The organism is Aquimarina sp. U1-2, from assembly GCF_017897595.1.
Lineage (GTDB): Bacteria > Bacteroidota > Bacteroidia > Flavobacteriales > Flavobacteriaceae > Aquimarina.
Genome location: NZ_JAGKIK010000001.1, coordinates 468246 through 493441 on the forward strand (window position 1 = coordinate 468246; position 25196 = coordinate 493441).

Genomic DNA, 25196 nt, shown 5'->3' on the forward strand with positions numbered 1-25196 from the left:
CTACGGTGAAACTTAAAAATACAACGTAGTGCTTGGTTTTGCAGCAGTTTAAAGCCGTAATAGATTTTCTAATGCATAAAGCGGGTTAAACTCCTAATCACAGATAATTACTTCATATTTTTTATGTTGAGGCTTCCTTGTGGAAGCCTCACTCATTCTAGCCATATTTGTAAATTAAAATCCTGCTCGATCGTATTCTAAGTTCTTAAGAAGTGCTTCATAATGTGACACTTACTCCATAAAAAAAACATAACAAAACTTGTCTACACCCCACCAGCATAACCTTAGCAAAGACTTTAAATTTGCGCGTTTGATAAGGGATACTCTCTAAATTTTAATACTAAAAAGTTGTTTAATAAAGATATTATTATGATTTTTGGAACTGGCTAATTCAAATAAATTGTAAAATGAGAACAAAGTTTAGTGGAATTTTAACGCTATTACTAGCGTTTGTTGTGCAATTCACTTTTGCACAAGAAAAAACAATTTCAGGAACTGTAACCGACGATAAAGGGTTACCTCTTCCTGGAGTTAATGTTGTTGTAAAAAATACAGCAAGCGGTACACAGACCGATTTTGATGGTAATTATACCATTCAAGCGAACCGAGGTGCTGTACTATCTTTTAGTTATGTTGGTTTCGAAACACGTGACGTAGCAGTTGGAGATGGAGACTCCATCAATATACAGCTTGCTGCTTCAGCTTCCGAATTAGAGGAGGTAGTAGTTACGGCACAAGGAATCAAATCGAAACCGAAATCTCTAAGTTATGCAATAGCTACTGTGGGAGATGATGAAATTGAAAATACCGGAGAGGTTAACGTCGTCAGTGCTTTAACCGCCAAAGCTCCCGGGGTTTCTGTAGTTACTTCTTCTGGTTCTGTTGGTGCTTCGGCGAATATTAGAATTCGCGGTAATACTTCTATCGTCAGAAATAATTCTCCATTATTTATTGTAGATGGTGTTCCTATTGACAATTCTAGTGTGGGTAATGAAACTAACGGTGTTGACCAATCAAACCGAGCAATAGATATCAATCAAAATGATATAGAAAGTATTTCTATCTTGAAAGGTATAGCTGCTCAGACACTTTATGGTTTGCGAGCTGCTAACGGTGTTGTTATTATTAACACTAAAAAAGGAAGAACTGGCGCTCCAACAGTTTCAGTGAATACAACAGTACAAATGAGTGAGATCACTCAGGTTCCTGATCTTCAAAGAGAATTCGCTCAAGGTAATAATGGTGTTTATTCAGGCCCAGAATCGTTTAATGGAAATAGCTGGGGTCCTAGAATTTCTACACTCGAGTATGATGGCGACACTTCCTATCCCTATCATAGATTCGGGCGTTTAGTTCCGGTAGGAGAAGGTAATGGTCGTGCTGCAGAGAGTTATGATCATTATGATTTTTTCGTAAAAGGTCTACTTACAGATTTAAATGTGTCTGTTAGAGGTGGGACAGAAACCGTTCGTTATTATATTTCTGGTGGTAAACTAGATCAAACCGGTGTAGCACCTACTGAAAGTTTCGGGAAAAAATCATTTAGAGCAGATATCACTGCAGATCTTTCTGAGAAATTTGAAATTTCTGCAAGTGGTTCTTATGTAAATTCTGGAGGACAAAGAGTGCAGAGAGGTTCTAATATTTCAGGGATAATGCTCGGACTGTTAAGAACGACACCTACATTTGATAATGGCAACGGACTAACGGGAAGAAATGCTGTTGGAGTAACCGATGTTTATGAATTAGAAGATGGTTCACAAAGAAGTTATAGAGCAGGTGTGTATGATAATCCATATTGGACGGTCTCAAAAAATCCAGCTACTGATGATGTTAATAGATTTACAGGTCGTTTATCGTTTGAGTATAGGCCTACAGACTGGTTGACCTTACAAGGTAGATATGCTTATGATAGATATAGTGATATTCGTAAGAGAGGAATAGACGTTAATTCTGCTGCTAATAGAGCAGGTAGTGTATTTGACGATAATATTTTTAATGAAGATATTACAACTAACTTCCTTGCACTTTTTAATAAAGATATTTCCGAATCTATCACTTTTAATGGTTTAATAGGTTACGAAAATTACTCTAGTGATTATTTAAGAAGAAACGTAGAAGGTATAGGACTTACAATTCCAGGATTCTTTGATATATCAAATACATCAAATCAAGTAAATAGTAATCCAACTTTTTTCTATTCTCGAAGAAAGAAAACTGATGCGGTTTTCGGAGAAGCTAAGTTCGGAATTAACGATATGTTATTTGTAACAGGTCGTGTAAGAAACGATTGGTCCTCAACTTTACCAGAAAACAATAACGATTTCCTATCATACAGTATTGGTGGTAGTTTTGTATTTAGTGAATTAATAGAAAGTGACGTGTTTAATTATGGTAAATTAAGAGCATCCTACGGTAAAACTGGTAATGATGCAGATATTTATGCAACACGAACTTTTTTCCAAGCTGGTAGTGCAGGTGGAGATGGATTCATAGGTAATCTTGTAAATCAATTCCCTGCATTCGGAGTGGTTTCATTGGAAAGAGGTGCGGCATCAGGTAGTAGTGAGCTAACTCCCGAAGAAACAACCGAATTTGAGATTGGTGGTGAACTAAAGTTTTTCAATTCTAGAGTTGGTTTAGATATTACATATTACGATAAAGAAACTACTGGAGTAATTTTTCCAGTTGATGTAGCTCCTTCTACTGGTTTCAATGGCCGTAATTCCAACGTAGGGGTGATTGATAATTATGGTTTCGAAGTGGCGGCTAATTTCACTCCCATTCAAACTGATAATTTTTCATGGGATGTGAACCTAAATTGGACTACCTTTGAAAACGATGTAATAGAATTAGCTCCAGGTGTTGAGTCATTCACATTAGAAGGATTTACATCAGTGTCATCTAGAGTATTACCAGGTGAAGCATTTGGTGCTATATTTGGTAACCGTTGGTTAAGAGACGATAGCGGGAATATACTAATCGATGATAATGGATTCCCTATTGCGGATAGCACATCTGGAATCATTGGTGACCCAGTTCCAGATTGGACAGCGGGTATATCAAATACTTTCTCATACAAGAATCTATCTTTATCTGTATTATTTGATATCAGAGAAGGCGGTGATGTATGGTGTGGAACTTGTGGAATTTTAGATTTCTTTGGAGTAAGTCAAAGAACTGCTGATCAAAGAGAAATTACAGATTTTGTATTTGATGGCGTAGTTCAATCTACAGGAGAAAGAAATACTAGAGCAGTTGCACTAGCAGATAATGCAACTGGAGTGAACCGATGGACTAGATATGGCTTTGGTGGTATAGGTGAAGACAATGTATATGACTCTTCTTGGGTTCGTTTACGAGAAGCTTCGTTAACATACAACTTTGGGGATAAAATGTTGAATGGAACACCTCTGTCTTCAGGTTCTATTACTTTTTCTGGAAGAAACTTATGGTTAGATACAGATTATCCAGGGATTGACCCCGAAACTAATTTAACTGGTGATTCGAATGGAGTAGGCTTAGAGTATTTTAATCAGCCCAACACTAGAAGTTATGCTGTTTCACTAAAACTTAACTTTTAAAAAAGTAAAAATGAAAAGAATATATAAAATAAACATCACTTTTATTCTATTGATGACTATAACCACATTATTTATATCTTGTGAGTATGGTGATACGAATAATGATATTACTCGACCAGATGAGAGCATAGTACCTATTAATGCGATTATGCCAGTTATGCAAACACAATCTCATAGAAATATTACAGCTGGACTAGCTCGTTTGGCTGGGATCGTTATGCAACAATGGATTGGAGCAGATGCGCAGCAAGTAGGATATACAAATTATGTGATTGAGGAAACTGATTCTGATAACTTTTGGGATACTGGAATTTATGTTGGATCAATGAGAGATTGTGTTCAAATTATCAATAAAATTGAAGATAGCAATGGTATAAATACGAGAGGAATAGCCAAAATATATTTAGCAGCTAACCTAGGTATGGCTACTAATGTTTGGGGTGATATTCCTTTTAGTGAGGCATTCCAAGGGGAAGATAATTTATTTCCAGCTTACGATCCTCAGGAATCTATTTATGAAGCTATATTTCGTATACTAGATGAAGCAATTGCTGATTTGACTGCTGAGGATACTTCCGGAGGAATTCAAGGAAGTTTAGTAAGTCTTACTAATGCACAATGGATACAAGTAGCAAATGCATTAAAAGCTAGATATTACTTACAATTAACAAAAGTTAATCCGCAAGCGGCTTCGAATGCCCTAGGTGCATTGGAAAATGCTATGACTAGTAACGATGATCAAGCTGTTTTTGATTGGAGAAATAATCAAAATGAAGGAAACCCATTAGCCCTATTCGGTGTAGGTAGACCTGAAACCATGATTGTGGATTCTAGATTTGCAGACCTTATGGATGGAGATCCTAGAAAATCGAGTTATATGGTTTTAGTTGAAGGTTCGAATTTATTTTATCAACAAGGCAATGATAATCTGTTTTGGGGTAGACTAGAATCTCCCGGAATATTAATACCATACTGGGAACAAAAATTTATTGAAGCTGAAGCTTTAGAACGTACCGGTGAAGATGGAAGTGATGCTCTCGTAGCAGCGGTTACAGCCAATATGGAATATATAGGAATACCCTCGCCTCAAATAGCAATTTACACAAGTGAATTAGCTCTAGGAGGAGCATTAGAAGCCGACTTGGAAACTATTATATCAGAAAAATACAAAGCACTCTATGGCGTTGCACCAATTGAAGTATGGAATGATTACAGAAGAACTGGAATTCCTGAGTTAACTCCTTCTAGCGATGGCTCAAATGGATTAAACCCTTCTGGTATTATTCCTAGACGTTTATTATACCCAATTTCTGAAAGAGTTTCAAATCCTGAATCATATGCTGATGCTATTTCTAGACAAGGAGGACATTTATTAGACGATGGCACATGGGCTTTTCAATAAAAATGCAATATACCTTAAAAATAAAACGCAGTTTAATAACTGTTTATAAATAAAATTTAAATGAAAACATTAATAAAAAGTATATTTATTGCTTCAATTATTATCACGACACACTCTTGTTCTGATGACGATGAAGCGATAGGAGCTACAGGTTCAACAGCCGGAGCTACCATAAGAATTGAGGATAGTGAGATTACAGCCTTAGACGCCAATTCAGATTTAACTTTGAATTTGTCAGGCAATAATCAAATCACTAGTATTTCTATAGTTAAAGAAGGTCAAGAATTTGAAGATGGTGACACTTTTTCTGAAGATGAAAATATAGGTACGGCTACTATATCAGGAGATGTGGCTACTTTTAGCGCATCAACTTTATTGCCATTTGTTTTTCCTGGGAAAGAAGAAGGAGATACTAAATCGACAGGAAGTTTTGATTTGGATATTACGTATGAAGGTGGAGAAATTTCTCCTGCTTTTGTTAGACAAACAGTAACTGTACGAAATGTAACTCAAGTCTCTCAAGAAGTAAAATCTGTAATTGTAAAAGACACTGCAACAAGCGCAATCAAATTTGGTGCTTCGACAGGTGTTGCACCTATAGACAGTTTTGTAGTTACGGTAAGGGATCAAAATGGCACTCAACTGGCAGATATCTCTGATCAATTTGAGATTAGTAATAATAGAGTAAATGATTCTATAGTAATAGAACGCGAAACTTATATTACTGAATATAATAAAAGTAAAGGAGATACTCTTATATATTCATTTACTGCCACTAGTGGTACACTAAGTCAGACAACAGAAACAAAAGTAGCCATAGTACCTCAACCTCTAGGTGAAATCGTTGAAGGTGTATTTGCCAAAGACACTACTAGAAACCAATTAAATTTATTAACAGGTGAAACTTCTATTAAAGATGCATTCTCTGGTGACATTGAATTTGTTGGTCCACAAGGTTTTGAGGCGATAAGCAATACTAATGATGATGGTCAGACGTATACTACTGATATAGAATTTGTAGAATTAAGTATAAATGGTGCAAAAGCCTTTGAAGCCTATAATGATGTAGAGCAAGCCAAAGAAGATTTTGACGCAGGTACGGCTGTAAGTTCGGTACAAGTGCAGAACGGTGACATTTACGTATATAAAATTACTAGAAATGTTGGAACAGCTGAGGAACCTGTAGATAAAGTATTTTATGGCGCTATTCTCGTAAATGAAGTGACTATAACTAACCCATCTGCAGCAGATCCTGGAGTAGAATTCGATATATTGGTTAGGGAAAGTAGTATTATTCCTATGTCTTAAGCATATAAGCTATCTTTTTAAAAAGGTGATCTAATGATCACCTTTTTTTATTTGAAGTATAAAGAACCCTTCACATTTTATATATCTTTATCCACATGAAATTAATATTAAGAATTTTAAAAATCACATCACAGGGTGGAGCGTTAAAAAAATATTTAGTAAACATTTTTAGCGAACTAGCCAGGTGGCGGGCAGGATTTAAAATTCTAAATGTATGAACGGAGTGGTTACAAGGTTTCTCAACCTACCTGCCGCCAGGCAGGTTTCATAATCAATTTATTAACATATAACTACTAAAATTTAAACATGTGAAAGAAGAATCCTTAATTTTTGGCATTAGAGCAATCATCGAAGCTATTACAGCCGGAAAAACTATAGACAAACTGTTTGTTCAAAAAGGACTGCAAGGTGTTTTAGCAAAAGAATTAACTGCGCTAGCAAGACAACGAAATATAACGATTACTTATGTGCCTAATGAAAAATTAAATCGATTAACTCGTAAAAATCATCAAGGTGCAGTAGCCTATACTTCTCCTATCGATTATTATAAATTAGAAGATCTTGTTCTTAACGTAGTTGAATCTGGCGATATACCTTTATTTTTAATATTAGATCAGCTTTCTGATGTACGTAATTTCGGAGCTATTATTAGAACTGCTGAGTGCACTGGAGTTCACGGAATTATTATACAAAAGAAAGGAGGTGCCCCAGTTAATGCAGATACTATCAAAACTTCTGCTGGTGCAGTATTTCAGGTTCCAATCTGCAAAGTTGATCATATCAAAGATGCTATGTTTTATTTACAGGCTTCTGGAGTCCAGGTTATCGCTGCTACAGAAAAAGCAACCGATACCATTTATGCTACCGATTTGAGAATACCTACAGCCATTATCATGGGGAGTGAGGGTAAGGGCATATCTAATTCTGTTTTAAAATTAGCAGATAAGCGAACAAAACTACCTCTTTTTGGAACTATTGGTTCGCTTAATGTTTCAGTTGCTTGTGGAGTCTATTTGTATGAAGTGATAAGACAACGATTGTAACCCTTACTTTTTAGTCAGTTTCTTTTGACTTTTTAGAATTGGCTTTGTAATTGTAGATGATCTCAATATCAATAGAATTTTCTTCTTTTTCTATAGGTTTGCTTTCTATAAAATTTCCGTTTTCATCAAAATGCTTTAAAAACTCATCTTCCTCAGGATTATAATCAGGTGATTGCCAATTATACCTCTCGGGTTTTGCGACGCCTTTTCGTATTAGAAATGCTAAGCATGTTCCTACAACTAATCCAGACAGGTGACCTTCCCAAGAAATTTTGGGGTCAATAGGCAAAATATACCAAATTAAACTTCCGTAAATAAATACCACTATAAAAGATAAAGCAATTAATCGAAAATGCTTTGCAACAATACCTTTAAAAAAAAGAAAACCAAATAACATATACACTACTCCGCTGGCACCAATGTGATTTGCTGGCCTACCTAATAACCAGGTAACTGCTCCCGTTAACAGTAGGCCGATAATTAAAACTTTAAAAGCGTTTGATTGATAGAAATAAAATAAAGCTGCAGATAGAATAAGTAAGGGTAGCGTATTGTGCCATAAGTGCGTAAGATCGGCATGAATAAATGGAGAAAATAATATACCTCTTAACCCCTCCAAAGTTCTTGGTAACACTCCGTAATCACTAAAATTGAAACCGAAACGTATTTCGATCCAAAAAATGATCCAGATACTTAGTACAAAAAGTATGGGATACCCTATTACACCTGTATTAAAATTAAAATCTTCAGTTTTCATATCCCTTATAATAAATATATCAAAAACAATTCCAAAAGTCTTTATTCAGAAAAATTGACAGTTCTCCTCTCTATTTAACTTTATTATTTTAATATTATAAGAGTTATCTATCCTATTCTGTTTGTAAAGCTTTGTAACTTTGTACATATGGATTCAAATAAACCACTTGCAGAAAGAATACGACCTTCATCTTTGCTATCGTATTTAAGTCAGGAACACCTGGTAGGAAAAAATGGTTCGCTGACACAACTTATTCAAAAAGGTAGTATTCCATCTTTAATTTTATGGGGACCACCAGGAGTTGGTAAAACGACTTTAGCACATATTATTGCTCAAGAATCGCAACGCCCTTTTTATACACTAAGTGCTATAAACAGCGGTGTAAAAGATGTACGAGAGGTGATTGAAAAGGCAAAACAGAGCGGAGGCTTATTTACTGCGAAGAATCCCATACTATTTATCGATGAGATACATCGTTTTAGTAAATCGCAACAAGATTCTTTATTAGCCGCTGTAGAAAGAGGTTGGGTTACCCTTATCGGAGCAACCACCGAAAACCCAAGTTTTGAAGTTATTCCTGCATTATTATCGAGGTGCCAGGTGTATATTTTAAATCCTTTTAATAAAGACGATTTAGAAGCTTTACTTCAAAGAGCAATACAAGAAGATGAGTATTTAAAATCAATACCTATTGAGCTTAAAGAAACTGACGCCTTATTAAGGCTTAGCGGTGGCGATGCAAGAAAATTGTTGAATATTTTTGAACTCGTAGTTTCGAGCCAGGAACAAAATAGTGTAATTATCACGAATGATCTTGTATTAAAGCAAGTACAACAAAATACGGTACGATACGATAAGACGGGAGATCAACATTATGATATTATTTCTGCGTTTATAAAATCTATTCGAGGAAGCGACCCCAATGCCGCAGTTTATTGGCTGGCACGAATGACTGAAGGAGGAGAGGATCTCAAATTTATTGCACGACGTATGATTATTTTAGCTTCTGAAGATATCGGCAATGCCAATCCGACTGCTTTGATATTGGCTAATAACACATTTCAGGCTGTAACTACTATTGGATATCCCGAAGCCCGGATAATTTTGAGTCAGTGCGCTGTATATTTAGCTACTTCATCAAAAAGCAATGCGTCGTATTTGGCTATCAATAAAGCGCAACAACTCGTCAAAGAAACCGGAGATCTATCGGTACCGCTATCGATTCGTAATGCACCAACAAAACTAATGAAAGAGCTTGGATATGGTGAAGATTACCAGTACGCTCACAATCACGAACAAAATTTTGCAAATCAGGAATTTTTACCTGAAAAGATTAAAAACACAAAACTTTATGAGCCTGGTGATAATCAACGCGAAAACGCATTAAGAACTTTTCTTAAATCCAGGTGGGGTGAGAAATATGGGTATTAGCAATATCTGATAATGTTACCGTCTGGCAAAAGTGTCGAGAATTATCTTTTGAGTAGCAGGATTAATCCTCTCTAAAATAAAATTTCCAAAACTATCAAAATGTCCACTACCGCTCCAGTCCCCTCCTTCTACCAGATACGTGTTATCTCTTTTAAGTTTATAGATCTTAGCACTAGAAATTGTACTTTCCTTTAGATTTTCCAAAAGCTCGAATCCGTATTCTTTTTTCTCAAATACGTACTCCTTATCATTTAATATAAAGGTCTTAGAATTGGAATCTTCCACCTTTAACTCCTGTGATGTTATGGGAGCTTTGCGTAATGCCTCACCTTTTTGAGCAGGCTGCATTGAAGTCGATGGTTTTTCTTTTAAAGGAATAGGAGTTACTTGAACTATATTATTTTCGCTCCCTTCTCCTGCCCCATTGTATTGGTAATTCAAATTTTGAATATCCTTAAATGCATCTCGTAATGCTTCTTGATACGCTTTTTTAAAATCTTTCTCCCTACTTGTACCAACAGATGATAGAAATACAACGTTGCCCTGACAGTCGGTTAATTCTATCATCAATTTACTTACAAAAAGGCTAGATTTTTTCTTTAGGTCTACCAATAAACCCTTGCAACTATTTTCTGCCAGATCATTTGGCATATCTTTACCTCTCACATATGCATTAAAACCATATTTATTAAATAAAAACTGAGTTAAAGAATTGAGTTGATAGGCATCTTCTTTTGTTAGAAACTCGAAGCTTTTAGGTATTACAATATATTTAAAATCATTTATACTTTTTTGGGCAAAAACACCCAGACTAAAAAAGGTTAGTGTAACAACAAAAAGAAATCGAATCATAACTGTTTATAGTATAAAATTAAAACCAAATTGCATAGATACTCCTCTTGCCTTTGCAAGATTAGCATACTCTAGTATATTATTAGTCGAAATATAAAAATTAATTTTTTGAATATGGCTGGAAATTAAAAATCCTACGTTATACAATGAATACTCATCTATTGTATATGCAATTTTTGTTCTTAAAAAATTAAACCACCGTTTGTAATAAAATACAGAAGCCGCATATTGAGGTCTTTTAGGCCTAAATTGTGTGAACAATTGTAGTCCAAAGGCGTCTTGATACGGCGGACTTTCTCCTGCAATGCAATAATAGCATGTACCATCATCATATTTATTAAACGAATATTTGATAGAACCGTTTAATTTTAAAGGGCGCATGGTAAGATAATTAGTTCGCAATGTATCCAAAGGAACGGCCTCTTCCAGTTCTTCAAGAAAGTTTTCAGGATCCTGTCCAGAGAATTGAATAGGAGTTTCGAAACCTTCAAAAACATAATTTCCGCGAGCGCTATAAGTTTCTATATCCTTTGTATAGTATACCAAACCTAAATCATTAAAACTTCCGGTAATCGAGAGTTGATCGTTAATCATATGTGTAAAACCAGCGTCAAGTCCAATACCCAGATTACCCCCGAGCAACGCTCTTCCCAAAAGTTTATTTATGCCTTCTTTAATTTCTGCTGAAGTTGATTCTGCTTCAATTTCTCTAAGCGAAGATATTCCAGAAGAACGCACAATTACATCTGCGTTACTAATGATGTGTTGGTAAACGTTATTTCCTTGAGGGGTTTCTACGGTGGTGAATGTACCACTATTTCTTGCACTTCGAAGATGCAGCATACTGGAATAGAGTTTGGCTCTCGCTCCAAACGTAAAATTTTTACTCACTTTTTTAGAGTACCCAAAATGATATGTCATTAATAATTCTCCTGAGCCACTTATATTAGAGAGTTTAAACGGCTGATTAATGAAATCCTGATTACCTTGATATGCCAAAACGGCAAAATCTTTTGGAAAATATCCAATAAAATCCAATTCTTGATATATCCCAGCCGAATAATAAATATTTTCATTCCTTTTATTTCTCCAACCTATAGTTAAAATTTCAAGCTGTTGTGTGAACGTTAGGTAATCCTTACTTGAAAGTTGTGCGAGCGTGATTTCTATTTTTTCGTTGATATTTCTACCATCATCTGCAAAAACATCGTGTAATGATGCACCTCTAAGTCCACCGTTGATATGAAATTGAGATAATAATGGAAGTCCAGCATGAAATTTAAAATTAGTATTGGCACCAGGATTGAGTAACAAGGCTTGAGGCACATCAACAAAATCATACAAAAGTTCTTTGTTTTGAGAATTTAAGAGGAAGCCATATAACAAAAAAATCAAACATATAATACCTTTCATCTGTTTAAAAATTTGTAATTCAATGAAAAATAAGTAATTACAAAATTATAAACAGATGTAACCACTTCGTTTTCGCACAAACTTATTTTAAATATATTGGTAGGGGTATGCTGAAAAAAGTTTATGCTCATTTCATAATTCGTAAGTAATGAAATACGTTCCTTTTGACTTCAACTCTAAGACACCACTTAAAGAAACATTAACATTTTGTACCCGTATCTCGGTAATTAATTTTGTAGCGGCACTTAGAGTTGTAATATCGCTCTTATCCAATAGAATTACTTCGCTTGTTAACACAGGATCTGTGTTAGATCCCTCGCCTGCGCTCGCAACTACAGTGTATGATGAACCGATTCTTTGATTGGAATCATTTAAAAACCCAAAACTAAAGGTAAACTCTCGTTCAATAGTATTGCGAAATTCAAAAGAAAGTATGACTTGCTCTAGATTTTCGACTACAAAATCTGTGCCTAGTAAATCATAATTAAGAGTATCGCTAATAACGACTTCTGGTAAAGTTACTGTAGGAGGAATACTAGAATCTATGAATTGGCTTGTATCAAACTTAGAGTAAATAAAATCTACCTCGTATACAGGAGTCAGAACTACGTCTTCTATTTGATCAAAATCCACATCTTTTACACACGCAACGATACATGCAAAAAAACCTATACAATAAAAGAATGTGCATACTTTCTTTAATTTCATAAAAGGGTAGAAATATTTTCAACAAAAGTACAAATTTTTGATTCAAAGATACTTCGTAATCTCACTTAAAGATGAAACCTGTAGATTGTTTAAAGGCAGCTCTGTTTGATGATAGTTAAAACATATCGTTTGTAAGCCTACTGCCTGGGCACCTAAAATATCTGCCTCGTAATTATCGCCAATCATCACACTATTTTCTACTGCCGCTCCAGAGATTTTGATGGCATGTTCAAAGATTATCGGGTTAGGTTTTTTTACTCCGGTTTCTTCACTATTAGTCACAGTCGTAAAAAATTCTTTGATCCCCGATCTTTCTAATTTGTTATTTTGAACTTCTCTAAAGCCATTAGTAATAATATGTAATGTGTACAGGGGCTTGAGATATTCTAATAACCCTAATGCTCCATCAATCAAATGATTATGAAGAGGCAAAAAAGCGATGTAGTCTTGAGCCATACTGTCTATAAGATCTAGAGCGTACTCTTTTCCTAAAGCGTCGAATGCTTGGATAAGTCGTTGACGCCTAAGTTCTTCTTTGGTCACTTTTTCTTCTCTATAAAGTTTCCAGTACCTTAAATTAATAGGTTGATATACTTGCAAGAAAGAAACAAGGTCCAGTTTAATTTCAAATTTCTTAAATAATCTATCAAAAGCTAGTGATGAGTTTTTATCAAAATCCCATAAGGTATGATCAAGATCAAAAAAAATATGTTTAATGCTACTATTCATCTTCTGTATTCCAAATTAATTCAAAAATTGATCTCCAAAACGTTTGATTATGAAGCTCACTAAACAGCACATTACTAAACACAGGTATAAATGTACCATCAACTTTTTTAATTTTATTTATATATGCTTGGATCTGCTTTTTGGCAGCAGCTTCGTTATTAAAATCTTCTCTTTTCCCGAGAGGCGCAATACAAAAAGAATGGATAACCAACGGAGTTTGCACCTCGTAATCCAGATCATAAAACATAAACGGAGTACAAGTTCCTGCTCTAAAGCCCGAGTATTTAGAATAACCCATAGAATAATCTTCTTCTATTTCCAACTCTATATAATTTCTATAGGCCTCTGGTAGCTTTATTTTGAAGAATGAACATAGCGCATAATCCAATTTTCTATTTAAAATACCTTCGATCCTTAATTTTTCTTTAGCGAATGTTGAAAGATCACTAAGTGCGTGATAAGAAACTTTTAACCCTACATCAATGTAATCTGCAATATGTTTTATGATAATCCTATGCTGAAGACTATTATAACTGATATTTTTTTCATAATTTGAATAATCCCCCAAACCAAATAGTACTCTGCATTGTCGTTTTTTTCTTTGCTGCAGCCCTATTATAAAATCAAAAGTGTCGAGGGGGTCTTTTTTAAGTCCGAGTATGACTTTTATTCTGTCAGAAAGCTGATCTAGACGAAGTCTCCACAAGTCTCGCATTATCGCACCCAAAGATCTTAAAAATCCTTTGTTCTTATATGCAAATGTTTCACTAACTGAAAGAATAGGAAGTATTCTAAATTTCTTTTTATCAAATTTTAGATGTGCGTATTTATGAATAAGCGCATTTTTAAATTTGAAAGCCCATATGTCGACTACAGGGTCTTCCAAAAAATCATGATTGTAAGCAATACTTTCTGTTGCGGGAAAACGACCTAAATTATCTTTTACATGGGGCATGTACTCTTCATATCGAGTGATTAAGTAGAAAGAAGCTGCAAATATATCAAATGGTAAAGCGCTATTAGGGTGTTTCACCTGAAAGAAACATTTTGTTTCTTCCCAATTCATTACTTGTATCGGTACGGTGGTTAAGCCATGTTCAAAAAGTAGATCGACACTCTGGAAATAGAGTTCTTTCCCTAGCGGTTGTTTTCCATATGAAAACTTAGGGCCATCGTAGGCAATAAAAGCTTCAATTTTTGATGTCAAATCGACTTCAATCCCTAGAATTCTTCTACAAATATGTTTAAAGATATAAGAAACTCGTGGAGTTACTTTTTTTACATGAACTAATACCATCGCAATAGTGCTTTATAATAAGGATTCGTCTGCAAAGCTAAAATAACTCTTTTCGGTAATAATAAGATGATCCAATACTTTGATATCTAAACTTGCTCCAGCCTGTACAAGTTTTTGAGTGAGATCCCTATCTGATGTACTTGGAGTAAGGGAGCCGCTAGGATGATTGTGCGCAATGATAATGGCAGTAGCTCCAAACTCTAAAGCAGCTTTGTAAACCACACGAGCGTCTACTAAAGTTCCTGTCTTCCCTCCAATACTTATCTGTTTCTTCCGTAAAACCGTATGGGCATTGTTTAAAAATAGCATCCAAAATTCTTCGTGATCCAAATCACCTATAACCGTATGCAAAAGATCAAAAGCATCTTTACTGCAAGTTATTTTTGAAATTACTTCTCTTTCCTCTTCCCTCCTTCTGCGCCCTAATTCTAATCCCGCCACGATAGATATTGCCTTTGCTTCACCAATACCCTTAAATTTCATTAATTGACTAATTGACAACTTTCCCAATGCATCAATCTTATGATCTACACTGGCTAATATTCGTTTACTCAAAGTCACGGCACTTTCTTCTCGATTACCCGATCCTATCAGTATGGCAATTAATTCTGCATCAGTCAAAGAGTTTTTCCCTTTAGCGATTAATTTTTCTCTTGGACGATCATTTTCACTCCACTCCTTAATCGAAAAAGAACCGTTTTGTGCTTTCATTTATGTATATGAATTGTTAAAATTAGATCTTTATTTTTAGGTATAAGTATAAAGTATTTATCTCAAAAACAACACATTATTACCTGATAAAATACACATATCTATAGAATTTTGATATTCATATTACAATATTTAACTTAGATATTTGTTTGAAAATGAAAGTTTTACTATATTTGGTCACCCAAAATCCTAAAATGAATAATTTAACAACTTCAAATTAACCTATCTATGAAGAATATTATTACCCTTGTTTTATTTCTCGTAACATTGAGTTTTTACGGTCAGGATAACAAAGTTTCCTTTTTAAATTTGGTAGGAAATAACATACAAGTTCCCAGAGGATGTGAAGCTCAATCTGAATATGAACTACAAGCTTGCGATGGCACTTCAATAAAATGGGATTATTATACAGATGATATGTTATCTGCGGTTTTTGATGCTACCATAAGCGCATTTGCAGAAAGTAATAGTTCTAAAAAAGAAATCACTTTTACTTCTTTTGGTTCTCAATTAAAAGGATATAAATTTAAAATGGGAACTACTTTTCAGTACTTTCTACATGGTACTATAAAAGATCAGCCATTAATGATAAATTTGGGCACTCCCAAAGATATAGCGAGCACAGATGATCTTGACGGTTTTTTGAGCCTATTCTTTGACGAAGCAAGTTAAAATAACAAAATTAGATAGAATATTATAGCAAAAGCGAGTCGTATGATTCGCTTTTATTATTTTTGAGCATGTTTCCATTTAAATGATACATATTTATGAACTCATTATTTGAAGAATCTTCGCTACAAGAAATTAAATCTAGAGTAAACGAGCTATCTCATGACAGCCTCCCGTCTTGGGGGAAAATGAATATTTCGCAAATGCTTCATCATTGTCAGTTTCCTTTAAAAATTGCGCTACAAAAGGAGCACCCAGTACTTCGGCCTAATCTACTGGCCAAATTGTTCTTCAAAAAATCACTGTATAACGATAAACCGTGGAGAAAAAACTTGCCCACCCACCCGAAACTAAAGGTTGTAGAACAAAAGGATTTCAAAGCAGAAAAAGACAAATTACTAGCATTGATAATTGAATTCAATAAACAAAAAGATCTAAAAGAGTGGCCACCTCATCCTATGTTTGGTAAGTTCACCACTATGCAATGGGGACAAATGCAGTACAAGCACCTTGATCATCACCTTCAACAATTTAACGTATAAGTTTTGTATCCACCACCCTATCATCAAGACCATAATTTGCGTAATAGTGAGCACGTTGCTCGAACTTATCCTTTGGCTACAATCATTTCTGCAAAAAACAGCAAATCGTTTGTTACCCATGCTCCTTTAATTTTTCATGACCACAAATTGGTAGGTCACATTGATGCTAATAATCCCCATGTTGATTTGTTAAAAGATGATCATACTGTTTGTGCAGTTTTTCAGGGACCGCAAACGTATATTTCTCCGTCGATTTATCACACAAAACAACTACCTACATGGAACTACATTATTGCTCATGCTACAGGGATTACTAAAGAAATCAAAGATCAAGATGTAATCAAAAACTCGATGGTTGTTATGACAGCATATCTCGAATCACCGGATTATAAATTCAAGTTAGACATTAATGATAAGAGGATGGATAGACTCATCCCTTACATTCATTGTTTTGAAATCGAGGTACAACATTGGGAAGGTAAGTTTAAACTAAGCCAGGATAAAACTCCTACAGATATAGAAAATGCTAAACAAGAGCTTATTCGAAACAATCAAAAATCTATAGCAGATTTTGTAAACACTATGTTTGAGAAACATTTTTAAGCATTTGAATAGTTTAAAACCACTCTTTAACTTCATCAAAATCGAGTCCGCCATAACTCCCGCTACTCATTAATACCAACACTGTATTCGAGAAATCTTTGTTTCGTAAATAATCTTTAAATTGCTTAGGATCGGTATAAACAAGTAGATGTTGCCTAGAAAATGCTTTTTCAATTTGAGCTATAGATACTTCTTCTAATTGTTTAAGTTTAACCGCGTTGGGAGAATAAAAAACTACCGCTTCGTCTGCAGCATCCAAAGCGCCTTTATATTCTTGTAAGAATTCAGCATTTAAGCTACTATACGTATGCAATTCTAGACAGGCAATAATAGTCTTGTCCTGATATTGATCTTTTACAGCTTTTGTAGTTGCACTTACTTTTGAAGGGCTGTGCGCAAAATCTTTGTAGGCGATAGACGTAGCATTTTCGGCTATTTTCTCTAATCTTTTTGAAGCGCCTTTGAATGAGGCAATCGCTTCATAAAAATCATCTTCGTCAACACCCATGTGCTGACAAATCCATTTTGCTCCGGCCAGATTGCTTACGTTGTGAGCACCAAAAACTTCGATAGGCATTTCTCCTTCTGGGGTTTGTAATAAGGTTTCTCCCTCGATAATAGTATATTGAGGTGTGGCATATGGAAATTTCCGAATTGGATTTTCTGAAGCTTCAGCTAGCTTCCTTACCGTATCATCCTCTTCATTATACACCAAAGCTCCTCCATTAACAATAGCATTTACGAATATCTTAAACTGTTCGACATAATTTTCAAACGTTGGAAAAACATTAATATGATCCCAAGCAATACCGCTTATTAATGCAATGTTAGGCCGATACAAATGAAATTTCGGTCTACGGTCTATAGGAGAAGATAAATATTCATCCCCTTCTAGCACCATAAAATCATTCTCTTCGGTAAGATGCACCATAGTATCAAAACCATCCAATTGAGCGCCAACCATATAATCTACCTCTTTATCATGATAGTGCAAAACATGCAAAATCATAGAGGTAATTGTCGTTTTACCGTGTGAGCCCCCAATAACGACACGAGTTTTATTTTTAGACTGCTCAAATAAAAATTCAGGATAAGAATAAATGGTAATCCCTAATTTTTGAGCCTTGAGTAGTTCTACATTATCCTCTTTTGCGTGCATACCTAAGATAATGGCATCGATAGTATTAGTTATTTTATCGGGAAACCAACCAAAAGCATCGGGTAACAATCCATAGCTATCCAATCGGGATTTTGAAGGTTCAAAAATCATATCATCACTTCCTGTAACTTCATATCCCTTTTTATGTAGCGCAATGGCAAGGTTATGCATCGCACTCCCTCCTATCGCAATAAAATGTACTTGCATCATATAGTGTTAAATCTGATTGTAAAGATACAATCTACATCTAATACTATTGTAAGAAATTAAAAAACCACTTTTAACCCGCTTTACGCATAACTTTAACCTTAGTATTAACCTGAACACTATTTCGTTCATTTTACAGATGTTGAATTATTTACGAATAGAGTTCCCTAATTCATATGCTTCATTCCCTCATGTATTAAATAATCTAACATCTGTATTCTTTATCTTTAAGTCTTTATAACACCATTAAATTGCTTTATGAATATCCGTAATCTATAATATCGCATTGTTTTCTCGAGCGCAGTGGAGAGGTTAGTAAATCCAACGAGCTCTAAATCAGGTCTCGACTGCGCTCGACCAGACATTAAAGTTAATATTATGATGTATAGCAGATATTCAAAAATTACTTTTATATGATACGGCCAAAAGATGTAGAACTTAATTAATATGTAGTTTTATATAAATATTTGCAAATAAAGAAGAATTCTGTAATACATTTATTGAACTGATTTAGACTTTTTCGCTTAAATCAAAAGCGTATAAACCAGTTTGGTATGGCTTTGGCTTATAAAAAAAATCTAAAACCTAAATAATGAAGAAATATATCATTCTTATGATCATCTGCATCACAAATTTGAACGTTGTCAACGGTCAAAATGAATATGCTCCCGATTGGAAAAAAGTAACATCTTTTGAAGAGCAAGGATTACCAAAATCTGCATTAGAAGTTGTCGACAATATTTACAATAAAGCCAAAAAAGAAAATAATGACAACCAGGTCATAAAAGCAATGCTACATAAAGCAAAGTATGTACTCACCCTTGAAGAAAATGCTCAACTTACGATTGTAAATGACTTTAAAGATGAGATAAAACAAAGTACGTTTCCTAAAAGGAATGTACTTGAAAGTATACTGGCAAATCTCTATTGGCAATATTTTCAACAAAATAGATGGAAATTTTATAATCGCACACAAACTTCAGAAAAGACAGATCCAGAAGATTTTAGAACTTGGGATCTTGATACTTTATTTGCAGAAATTCATCAATACTTTCAGAAATCTATTACAAATGAGATATTAGCACAACAAACCGATCTTAAAAAGTTCGACGATATTTTAATACACACGGATAACGATTCTAAAAGATACAGACCTACGCTTTATGACTTTTTAGCACATAATGCGCTGCAATTTTATAAAACATCAGAAACTAGTATCACCAAACCCGCCTATGCTTTTACCCTGAACGACCCCAACTTTATAGAAGATCATGTTATCTTTAGTGCGCTAGAGATAGCACCCAAAGACTCATTATCACTTCAAGGCAATGCACTCAAACTTTATCAAAATTTAATCCAATTTCATCGCAGAGACAAAGAACTGGAAGCATTAGTCGAGGTAAACATAGACCGATTAAGGTTTGTATCGAATCATGCGGTATTCGAAAACAAAGAAGCTAAGTTGTTAAAAACACTAACTTCAGAAAAACAAAAAATTGATGATAAAAGTGCCTCTGCTTTATACAACTTCGAAATTGCCACTGTCTATAAGGAACAGGCTTCTACTTTTATTCCTAATAAAAATGAAAAACATCAATGGAAACTTAAGGAAGCGATAGCACTTTGCGATGAAACCATAAAAAGATTTCCGGATTCACGCGGAGCTGAAAAATGCCAATCGCTAAAAGCACAAATACTCCACCCCGAACTTACTATTAAAACAGAAAACTATTTACCAATTCAACAACCGGCACGATTATTAATAACTTATAAAAACCTCAATAAACTTTATATAAAGGCTTTACGAGTAAATCAAAAACAACTACAATCCCTAAAAAAACTATATCAAATTACTGATAAAATTGAGTTTTTTAATAGCTTAAAAGTTCATAAAAACTGGGAATCTGAAATTAAAAATGAAAAAGATTTTCAGACACATACTACTGAAGTGTTGCTCCCACAGCTCGAACAAGGTCAATATTTGATACTTGCAACAGTAAACAAAGATATATCGCAAAATGACCTTTTTTCGTATGGAGATGTTCAAGTCAGCAACTTAGCACTGGTCGAAAATCGCACACCTCAACAATCTATTTTTCAAGTAATTGATCGCAATACAGGCGCACCTGTAGCAAATGCAAAATTACATCTAAAAACAAATAGTGAGCAAGGCTATAGAAATCAATTGGATAAGACTTTACTTACAGACCCAAAAGGTCAGGCTTATTTAAAGTTAAACAACTATTACAACAATGTGACGATTACTGCAACCTATAAAAACGATTCGGCTTATTTTAAAGGATATTATTTAAACCAGTCCTATACCCCTAGGAATGATGCAACCACCAATCAACAAAGTACCTTTCTTTTTACAGACCGAAGTATCTATAGACCTGGTCAGATAGTATATTTTAAAGGTATTATGATGATGTCTAGTGGTAAAGAAAATTCAAAAGTATTAGCCAATCAATCTACGTATGTAACATTAAAAGATGTGAACGGTCAAGACGTGCAAACCTTAACTTTTACCACTAATGAATATGGTTCGTTTGCAGGAGAATTCATACTACCCTCTGCAGGAATTACCGGTAGGTACACTTTACAAACTAATAACTATCAGAGCATTTCAATCACTGTTGAAGAATATAAGCGCCCTAAATTTGAAACAACATTTGATCCTGTAACTGAGACATTTAAAGTTAATGATGTGATAACACTTAGTGCAACAGCAAATTCTTATGCCGGGAGTGCCATTACCAATGCCAAAGTCACATATCGTGTTCATAGAAAAGTACAGTATCCAAGATGGTACTATTGGTATCCAAGATACACATCAGAACCGCAAGAGATTACTCATGGCGAAACCACGACCAACGATAAAGGTGCGTATATAATCAAGTTTAAAGCATTACCTGATCCAGATGTTGATAAAAAAAATCTTCCGATTTTTACGTATGAAATTACTGCCGACGTTACCGATATTAATGGAGAAACCCGAAGTACAACAACCGTAGTCAATGTAGGTTACCATACCATGACAGTAACCCTTTCTGTTAAAAACCAAATGGATAAGGCACAAAAAGATCACCATCTTATTATCAATACCAAGAATCTGAATAATGAAAATATTGCTGCTTCTGGAGACTTAAAAATCTATAAATTAAAAGCTCCTAACAAACCTTTGCGCCAGCGCCCGTGGAAAGCTCCCGATTATCCTGGTTTTTCCGAAGAAGAGTTTAGGCAACTGTTCCCAAATGACGCTTATGATAACGAATCAGACTTTAGAAACTGGGAAAAAGGTGTGGTAGTATTTGATACAACATTTAATACTGAGGCTACTAAAGAAAAGGGAACTCAGAAAATAGCACTAGGTGCTTTAAAGAAATGGGAATCTGGAAAATATGTTATCGAAGTAAAAACAAAAGATCGCTTTGGTCAAGAGGTGAAAGACATACAATACATTTCTGTTTTTGGTCAGGATGATAAAACCGTTAGCGATCAACAATTATTCGAGATTACCACAAATAAATCTTCATATAGCGCCGGTGAAGAAGCTATTGTAAAACTAAGTTCTGCTTCAGAAAATATAACTATAACTGTCGATATCGAAAAAAATCATAAAATTATAAACACGCAGCTTATTCGCCTTTCTACAAATAGCAAAACCATAAAAATACCTGTAGAGGCTAAAGATGTAGGTGGCTTTACAGTAAGTTACAGTTTTGCAAATTACAATGATTACCAAAATGGAACCGTACAAATTGCGGTACCCTATAAACCTACTACACTAAGCATAGAAACTGAGACTTTTAGAGATAAACTCAACCCAGGACAGCAAGAAACTTGGAGTTTTACTATCAAAGGTCCCAAAGGAGATCAAATAGCAGCAGAGCTTTTGGCCAGTATGTATGATATGTCTTTAGACCAATTTATGCCGCATCAATGGACTTTCAATCCTTTGTATCGACCGATATATCATTCACAATATAGTAGACAAGCCTCTCGTAGTTTTGGTGTTGAAGAATTTCAGCTTTACAATCACAATCATTCCGGTTCTTATTCTGGGGATCCAGTATACGATCAATTCAATTGGTTCGGACTATATTTTGGTCAGCAATACTATGCAACCCGCAGTAAAGTAATGAATCGATCTGCTGCTCCTATGTTAGCTATGGAAGCAATCGAAGAGGAATCTGACTCATTAGATGAAATAGTAGTTACAGAGCAGGGTGCTGAAGCAAATACTCGAGATGCAGAAAATAACAATCTACTTTCTAGAGAGGAAGAAAAAGAAGTTTCATTAGATGGTATAAAAATTCGAAAAAACCTTCAGGAAACTGCTTTTTTCATTCCGCAGTTAACTACAGATGCTAGCGGGAATGTAAGCTTTAGTTTTACCGCTCCTGAAGCATTAACCCGATGGAAACTGCAGTTATTGGCACATACCCCAACATTACATGCCGCTACTACCGCTTTAGAAACGGTTACTCAAAAAGAACTAATGGTATTACCCAACCCTCCTAGGTTTCTACGAGAAGGAGATAAAATCATTTTAAGTTCTAAAATTTCAAATCTTGCTGATAAAAATTTAAGTGGAAGCATCGAGCTACAACTCATTAATGCGGTAACCAATGAACCTATCGATACCGAGCTACACAACAATAATGCACGACAGGATTTTGAGGTGAGCGCCAAAGGAAATACAAATGTATCCTGGGAGCTTCACATTCCCGATAATATTCAAACCGTACACTATAAAATCATTGCAAAAGCGGGAGATTTTTCAGACGGAGAACAAAGTGTACTCCCCGTATTATCAAATAGAATGTTAGTTACCGAGACTTTACCAATGTGGATACGTTCTAACGAGACCAAAACCTTTACGCTAAACAAACTGAAAAATAACACTTCGAGTACACTAAAGCATCACAAGCTTACCCTAGAAATGACATCGAATCCTGCGTGGTATGCTGTGCAAGCACTTCCATATTTAATGGAATATCCTTATGAATGTTCTGAGCAAACATTTTCCAGATTCTATGCCAATGCGCTGGCTAGCCATATTGCCACTTCTAATCCTAGAATTCAGGAAGTGTTTAATCAATGGAAATCGACAGATGCACTACTTAGCAATTTAGAAAAAAACCCGGAGCTTAAAGCCATGATCATTCAAGAAACTCCGTGGTTACGCGATGCGCTTAGTGAAACCGAACAAAAAAAGAGAATTGCGCTACTTTTTGATCTCAACAAAATGAACAACGAGTTACAAGCTGCGATTACTAAACTCCAAAACTTGCAATATGGCTCTGGTGGATTCCCCTGGTTTAAAGGAGGACATGAAAACCGATTTATAACGCAACATATTGCAACCGGCTTTGGTCATCTTAAAAAGTTAGGGGTAACAGACTATGATACCAAAGCATATGCCCTATTGCAAAATGCTATTCGATATTTGGATCAAGAATTTATAGAAGAATATGAAACATTAAAAAGATATTGTAAAAAGAATGCTATTGATCTTAATAAAAATCATCTTAGCTATACCCAGGTTCATTATCTATACATGCGTAGCTTTTTTTCAGATATAAAAAGACCAAAAAAAACAAACGAAGCATGGGAGTACTACTTGGGACAATCCCGAAAATACTGGTTAAAGCAAAATTTATATGCACAAGGCATGATCGCTTTAATTTTACACCGAAATAAAAACACATCAACTGCGGCTACCATTACGGCATCTTTAGATGAAAGAAGTATTACAAGTAATGAGCTTGGCATGTACTGGAAGTCAAACGTTGCTAGTTGGTATTGGTATCAAGCACCTATCGAAACACAATCATTAATGATTGAAGTATTTTCTGAAATTGAAAGTGTACCTAAACGAACCGAGATTGTAGATAAGCTTAAAATATGGTTATTAAAAAACAAACAAACCAATCGATGGCAAACCACCAAAGCCACCGCAAACGCAGTTTACGCTTTATTGTTAGAAGGAAGTGACTGGTTGTCGATAACCGACAAGGTCGACATAGTTTTAGGAGATCAACCTGTAGATCCCGCCAAAATTGAAGATATACAAGTTGAAGCAGGTACTGGATATTTTAAAACCTCTTGGACGAACAAAGAAATAGCACCTAAAATGGCTACTGCAAAAATCACCAAAAAAGGCAAGGGTATCGCCTGGGGGGCTTTATATTGGCAGTATTTTGAAAATCTGGATAAAATCACCACAGCTAAAACCCCATTAGAACTCAATAAAAAACTATTTCTGAGAACATATACAGATACCGGAGAGGAAATTACAGAAATTACTACTAAAACTAATCTTCAACTTGGCGACTTAATAAGGGTAAGAATAGAACTTCGATCAGATCGTGATATGGAATTTATACATCTAAAAGATATGCGAGCCTCTGGATTAGAGCCCGTTACTGTAATCTCTCAGTATAAATGGCAAGATGGATTAGGGTATTACCAAAGTACCAAAGATGCGGCAACCCATTTTTTCTTCGATTATTTACCTAAAGGAATATATGTGTTTGAGTATGATCTTAGAGTAAATAATAAAGGAAATTTCTCGAATGGTATTACTACGATACAAAGTATGTATGCTCCTGAGTTTTCAAGCCATTCTAAAGGAGTACGTATAGAAATTAAGTAATGAACGCTATATACACTAGAGCTTTCCTAGACTACGTTAGAATGACATTTTTTTTAACACTGTATCGTGCATTTTACTTATTTCAGTCAAAATCTGTCAATTCAACTCTTATTCCAAATG

The 25196-nt window shown here is 34.9% G+C and carries 17 protein-coding genes; 9 read left to right on the top strand and 8 right to left on the bottom strand.

The features are described 5' to 3' along the window. The first annotated feature begins 407 nt into the window (after positions 1-407). The 4 genes from J8281_RS02040 to rlmB all read left to right on the top strand — a co-directional run bounded on the left by J8281_RS02040 (position 408) and on the right by rlmB (position 7337). Positions 408-3584, top strand: a complete 3177-nt coding sequence (locus J8281_RS02040; RefSeq protein ID WP_210195909.1) for a SusC/RagA family TonB-linked outer membrane protein — start codon at positions 408-410, stop codon at positions 3582-3584. 10 nt (positions 3585-3594) lie between these two features. Next, positions 3595-4986, top strand: coding sequence for a SusD/RagB family nutrient-binding outer membrane lipoprotein (locus tag J8281_RS02045; protein ID WP_210195910.1), 1392 nt, complete (start codon positions 3595-3597; stop codon positions 4984-4986). Between the two features lie 60 nt (positions 4987-5046). After that, positions 5047-6294 carry a hypothetical protein gene (locus J8281_RS02050; RefSeq protein ID WP_210195911.1) on the top strand — a complete coding sequence of 416 codons (1248 nt, stop codon included), beginning with the start codon at positions 5047-5049 and terminating at the stop codon, positions 6292-6294. Positions 6295-6602: 308 nt separating this feature from the next. Beyond that, on the top strand, positions 6603-7337 hold the full coding sequence (gene rlmB, locus J8281_RS02055; protein ID WP_210195912.1) for a 23S rRNA (guanosine(2251)-2'-O)-methyltransferase RlmB: 735 nt from the start codon (positions 6603-6605) through the stop codon (positions 7335-7337). A gap of 10 nt (positions 7338-7347) precedes the next feature. Here rlmB and J8281_RS02060 read toward each other — a convergent pair whose 3' ends face one another. Further along, complete coding sequence (locus J8281_RS02060) at positions 7348-8094, bottom strand: rhomboid family intramembrane serine protease (RefSeq protein ID WP_210195913.1); 747 nt, start codon at positions 8092-8094, stop codon at positions 7348-7350. 147 nt (positions 8095-8241) lie between these two features. Here J8281_RS02060 and J8281_RS02065 point away from each other — a divergent pair, with 147 nt between their 5' ends. Continuing rightward, entirely contained in the window at positions 8242-9525 is a 1284-nt protein-coding gene (locus tag J8281_RS02065; protein ID WP_210195914.1) for a replication-associated recombination protein A, read from the top strand. 15 nt (positions 9526-9540) lie between these two features. Here J8281_RS02065 and J8281_RS02070 read toward each other — a convergent pair whose 3' ends face one another. From J8281_RS02070 to radC, 6 genes are all read right to left on the bottom strand, one after another. Beyond that, positions 9541-10377, bottom strand: coding sequence for a hypothetical protein (locus tag J8281_RS02070; RefSeq protein WP_210195915.1), 837 nt, complete (start codon positions 10375-10377; stop codon positions 9541-9543). 6 nt (positions 10378-10383) lie between these two features. Further along, positions 10384-11790 carry a DUF5723 family protein gene (locus J8281_RS02075; protein ID WP_210195916.1) on the bottom strand — a complete coding sequence of 469 codons (1407 nt, stop codon included), beginning with the start codon at positions 11788-11790 and terminating at the stop codon, positions 10384-10386. A gap of 132 nt (positions 11791-11922) precedes the next feature. Beyond that, positions 11923-12498 (bottom strand): hypothetical protein, encoded by a 576-nt coding sequence (locus J8281_RS02080; RefSeq protein ID WP_210195917.1) that lies wholly within the window; start codon positions 12496-12498, stop codon positions 11923-11925. Between the two features lie 42 nt (positions 12499-12540). After that, the gene (locus tag J8281_RS02085; RefSeq protein WP_210195918.1) at positions 12541-13227 is read right to left on the bottom strand and encodes a YjjG family noncanonical pyrimidine nucleotidase; all 687 of its coding nucleotides are present in this window, start codon (positions 13225-13227) and stop codon (positions 12541-12543) included. After that, complete coding sequence (locus tag J8281_RS02090; RefSeq protein ID WP_210195919.1) at positions 13220-14524, bottom strand: hypothetical protein; 1305 nt, start codon at positions 14522-14524, stop codon at positions 13220-13222. Before J8281_RS02090 ends, J8281_RS02085 begins: the two co-directional genes overlap by 8 nt. A 12-nt stretch (positions 14525-14536) precedes the next feature. After that, positions 14537-15235, bottom strand: a complete 699-nt coding sequence (gene radC, locus J8281_RS02095) for a DNA repair protein RadC (RefSeq protein ID WP_210195920.1) — start codon at positions 15233-15235, stop codon at positions 14537-14539. A gap of 228 nt (positions 15236-15463) precedes the next feature. On the opposite strand from radC, the gene J8281_RS02100 reads away from it, so the two are divergent. From J8281_RS02100 to J8281_RS02110, 3 genes are all read left to right on the top strand, one after another. After that, positions 15464-15907, top strand: coding sequence for a hypothetical protein (locus J8281_RS02100; RefSeq protein WP_210195921.1), 444 nt, complete (start codon positions 15464-15466; stop codon positions 15905-15907). Positions 15908-16002: 95 nt separating this feature from the next. Beyond that, the gene (locus tag J8281_RS02105) at positions 16003-16446 is read left to right on the top strand and encodes a DUF1569 domain-containing protein (RefSeq protein WP_210195922.1); all 444 of its coding nucleotides are present in this window, start codon (positions 16003-16005) and stop codon (positions 16444-16446) included. A 3-nt stretch (positions 16447-16449) separates the two neighbouring features. After that, complete coding sequence (locus tag J8281_RS02110; RefSeq protein WP_210195923.1) at positions 16450-17049, top strand: FMN-binding negative transcriptional regulator; 600 nt, start codon at positions 16450-16452, stop codon at positions 17047-17049. A 13-nt stretch (positions 17050-17062) separates the two neighbouring features. Here J8281_RS02110 and murC read toward each other — a convergent pair whose 3' ends face one another. Then, positions 17063-18415 (bottom strand): UDP-N-acetylmuramate--L-alanine ligase, encoded by a 1353-nt coding sequence (gene murC / locus J8281_RS02115; protein ID WP_210196077.1) that lies wholly within the window; start codon positions 18413-18415, stop codon positions 17063-17065. Between the two features lie 592 nt (positions 18416-19007). Here murC and J8281_RS02120 point away from each other — a divergent pair. Next, complete coding sequence (locus J8281_RS02120; RefSeq protein WP_210195924.1) at positions 19008-25076, top strand: alpha-2-macroglobulin; 6069 nt, start codon at positions 19008-19010, stop codon at positions 25074-25076. The last annotated feature ends 120 nt before the right edge of the window (positions 25077-25196 follow it).

Excerpts from the sequence above, each read along its gene's own strand:
- J8281_RS02040 (WP_210195909.1), top strand. The coding sequence starts at position 408 with ATGAGAACAAAGTTTAGTGGAATTTTAACGCTATTACTAGCGTTTGTT.
- J8281_RS02045 (WP_210195910.1), top strand. The coding sequence starts at position 3,595 with ATGAAAAGAATATATAAAATAAACATCACTTTTATTCTATTGATGACT.
- J8281_RS02050 (WP_210195911.1), top strand. The coding sequence starts at position 5,047 with ATGAAAACATTAATAAAAAGTATATTTATTGCTTCAATTATTATCACG.
- J8281_RS02060 (WP_210195913.1), bottom strand. The coding sequence starts at position 8,094 with ATGAAAACTGAAGATTTTAATTTTAATACAGGTGTAATAGGGTATCCC.
- J8281_RS02065 (WP_210195914.1), top strand. The coding sequence starts at position 8,242 with ATGGATTCAAATAAACCACTTGCAGAAAGAATACGACCTTCATCTTTG.
- J8281_RS02070 (WP_210195915.1), bottom strand. The coding sequence starts at position 10,377 with ATGATTCGATTTCTTTTTGTTGTTACACTAACCTTTTTTAGTCTGGGT.
- J8281_RS02075 (WP_210195916.1), bottom strand. The coding sequence starts at position 11,790 with ATGAAAGGTATTATATGTTTGATTTTTTTGTTATATGGCTTCCTCTTA.
- J8281_RS02080 (WP_210195917.1), bottom strand. The coding sequence starts at position 12,498 with ATGAAATTAAAGAAAGTATGCACATTCTTTTATTGTATAGGTTTTTTT.
- J8281_RS02085 (WP_210195918.1), bottom strand. The coding sequence starts at position 13,227 with ATGAATAGTAGCATTAAACATATTTTTTTTGATCTTGATCATACCTTA.
- J8281_RS02090 (WP_210195919.1), bottom strand. The coding sequence starts at position 14,524 with ATGGTATTAGTTCATGTAAAAAAAGTAACTCCACGAGTTTCTTATATC.
- radC (WP_210195920.1), bottom strand. The coding sequence starts at position 15,235 with ATGAAAGCACAAAACGGTTCTTTTTCGATTAAGGAGTGGAGTGAAAAT.
- J8281_RS02100 (WP_210195921.1), top strand. The coding sequence starts at position 15,464 with ATGAAGAATATTATTACCCTTGTTTTATTTCTCGTAACATTGAGTTTT.
- J8281_RS02105 (WP_210195922.1), top strand. The coding sequence starts at position 16,003 with ATGAACTCATTATTTGAAGAATCTTCGCTACAAGAAATTAAATCTAGA.
- murC (WP_210196077.1), bottom strand. The coding sequence starts at position 18,415 with ATGCAAGTACATTTTATTGCGATAGGAGGGAGTGCGATGCATAACCTT.
- J8281_RS02120 (WP_210195924.1), top strand. The coding sequence starts at position 19,008 with ATGAAGAAATATATCATTCTTATGATCATCTGCATCACAAATTTGAAC.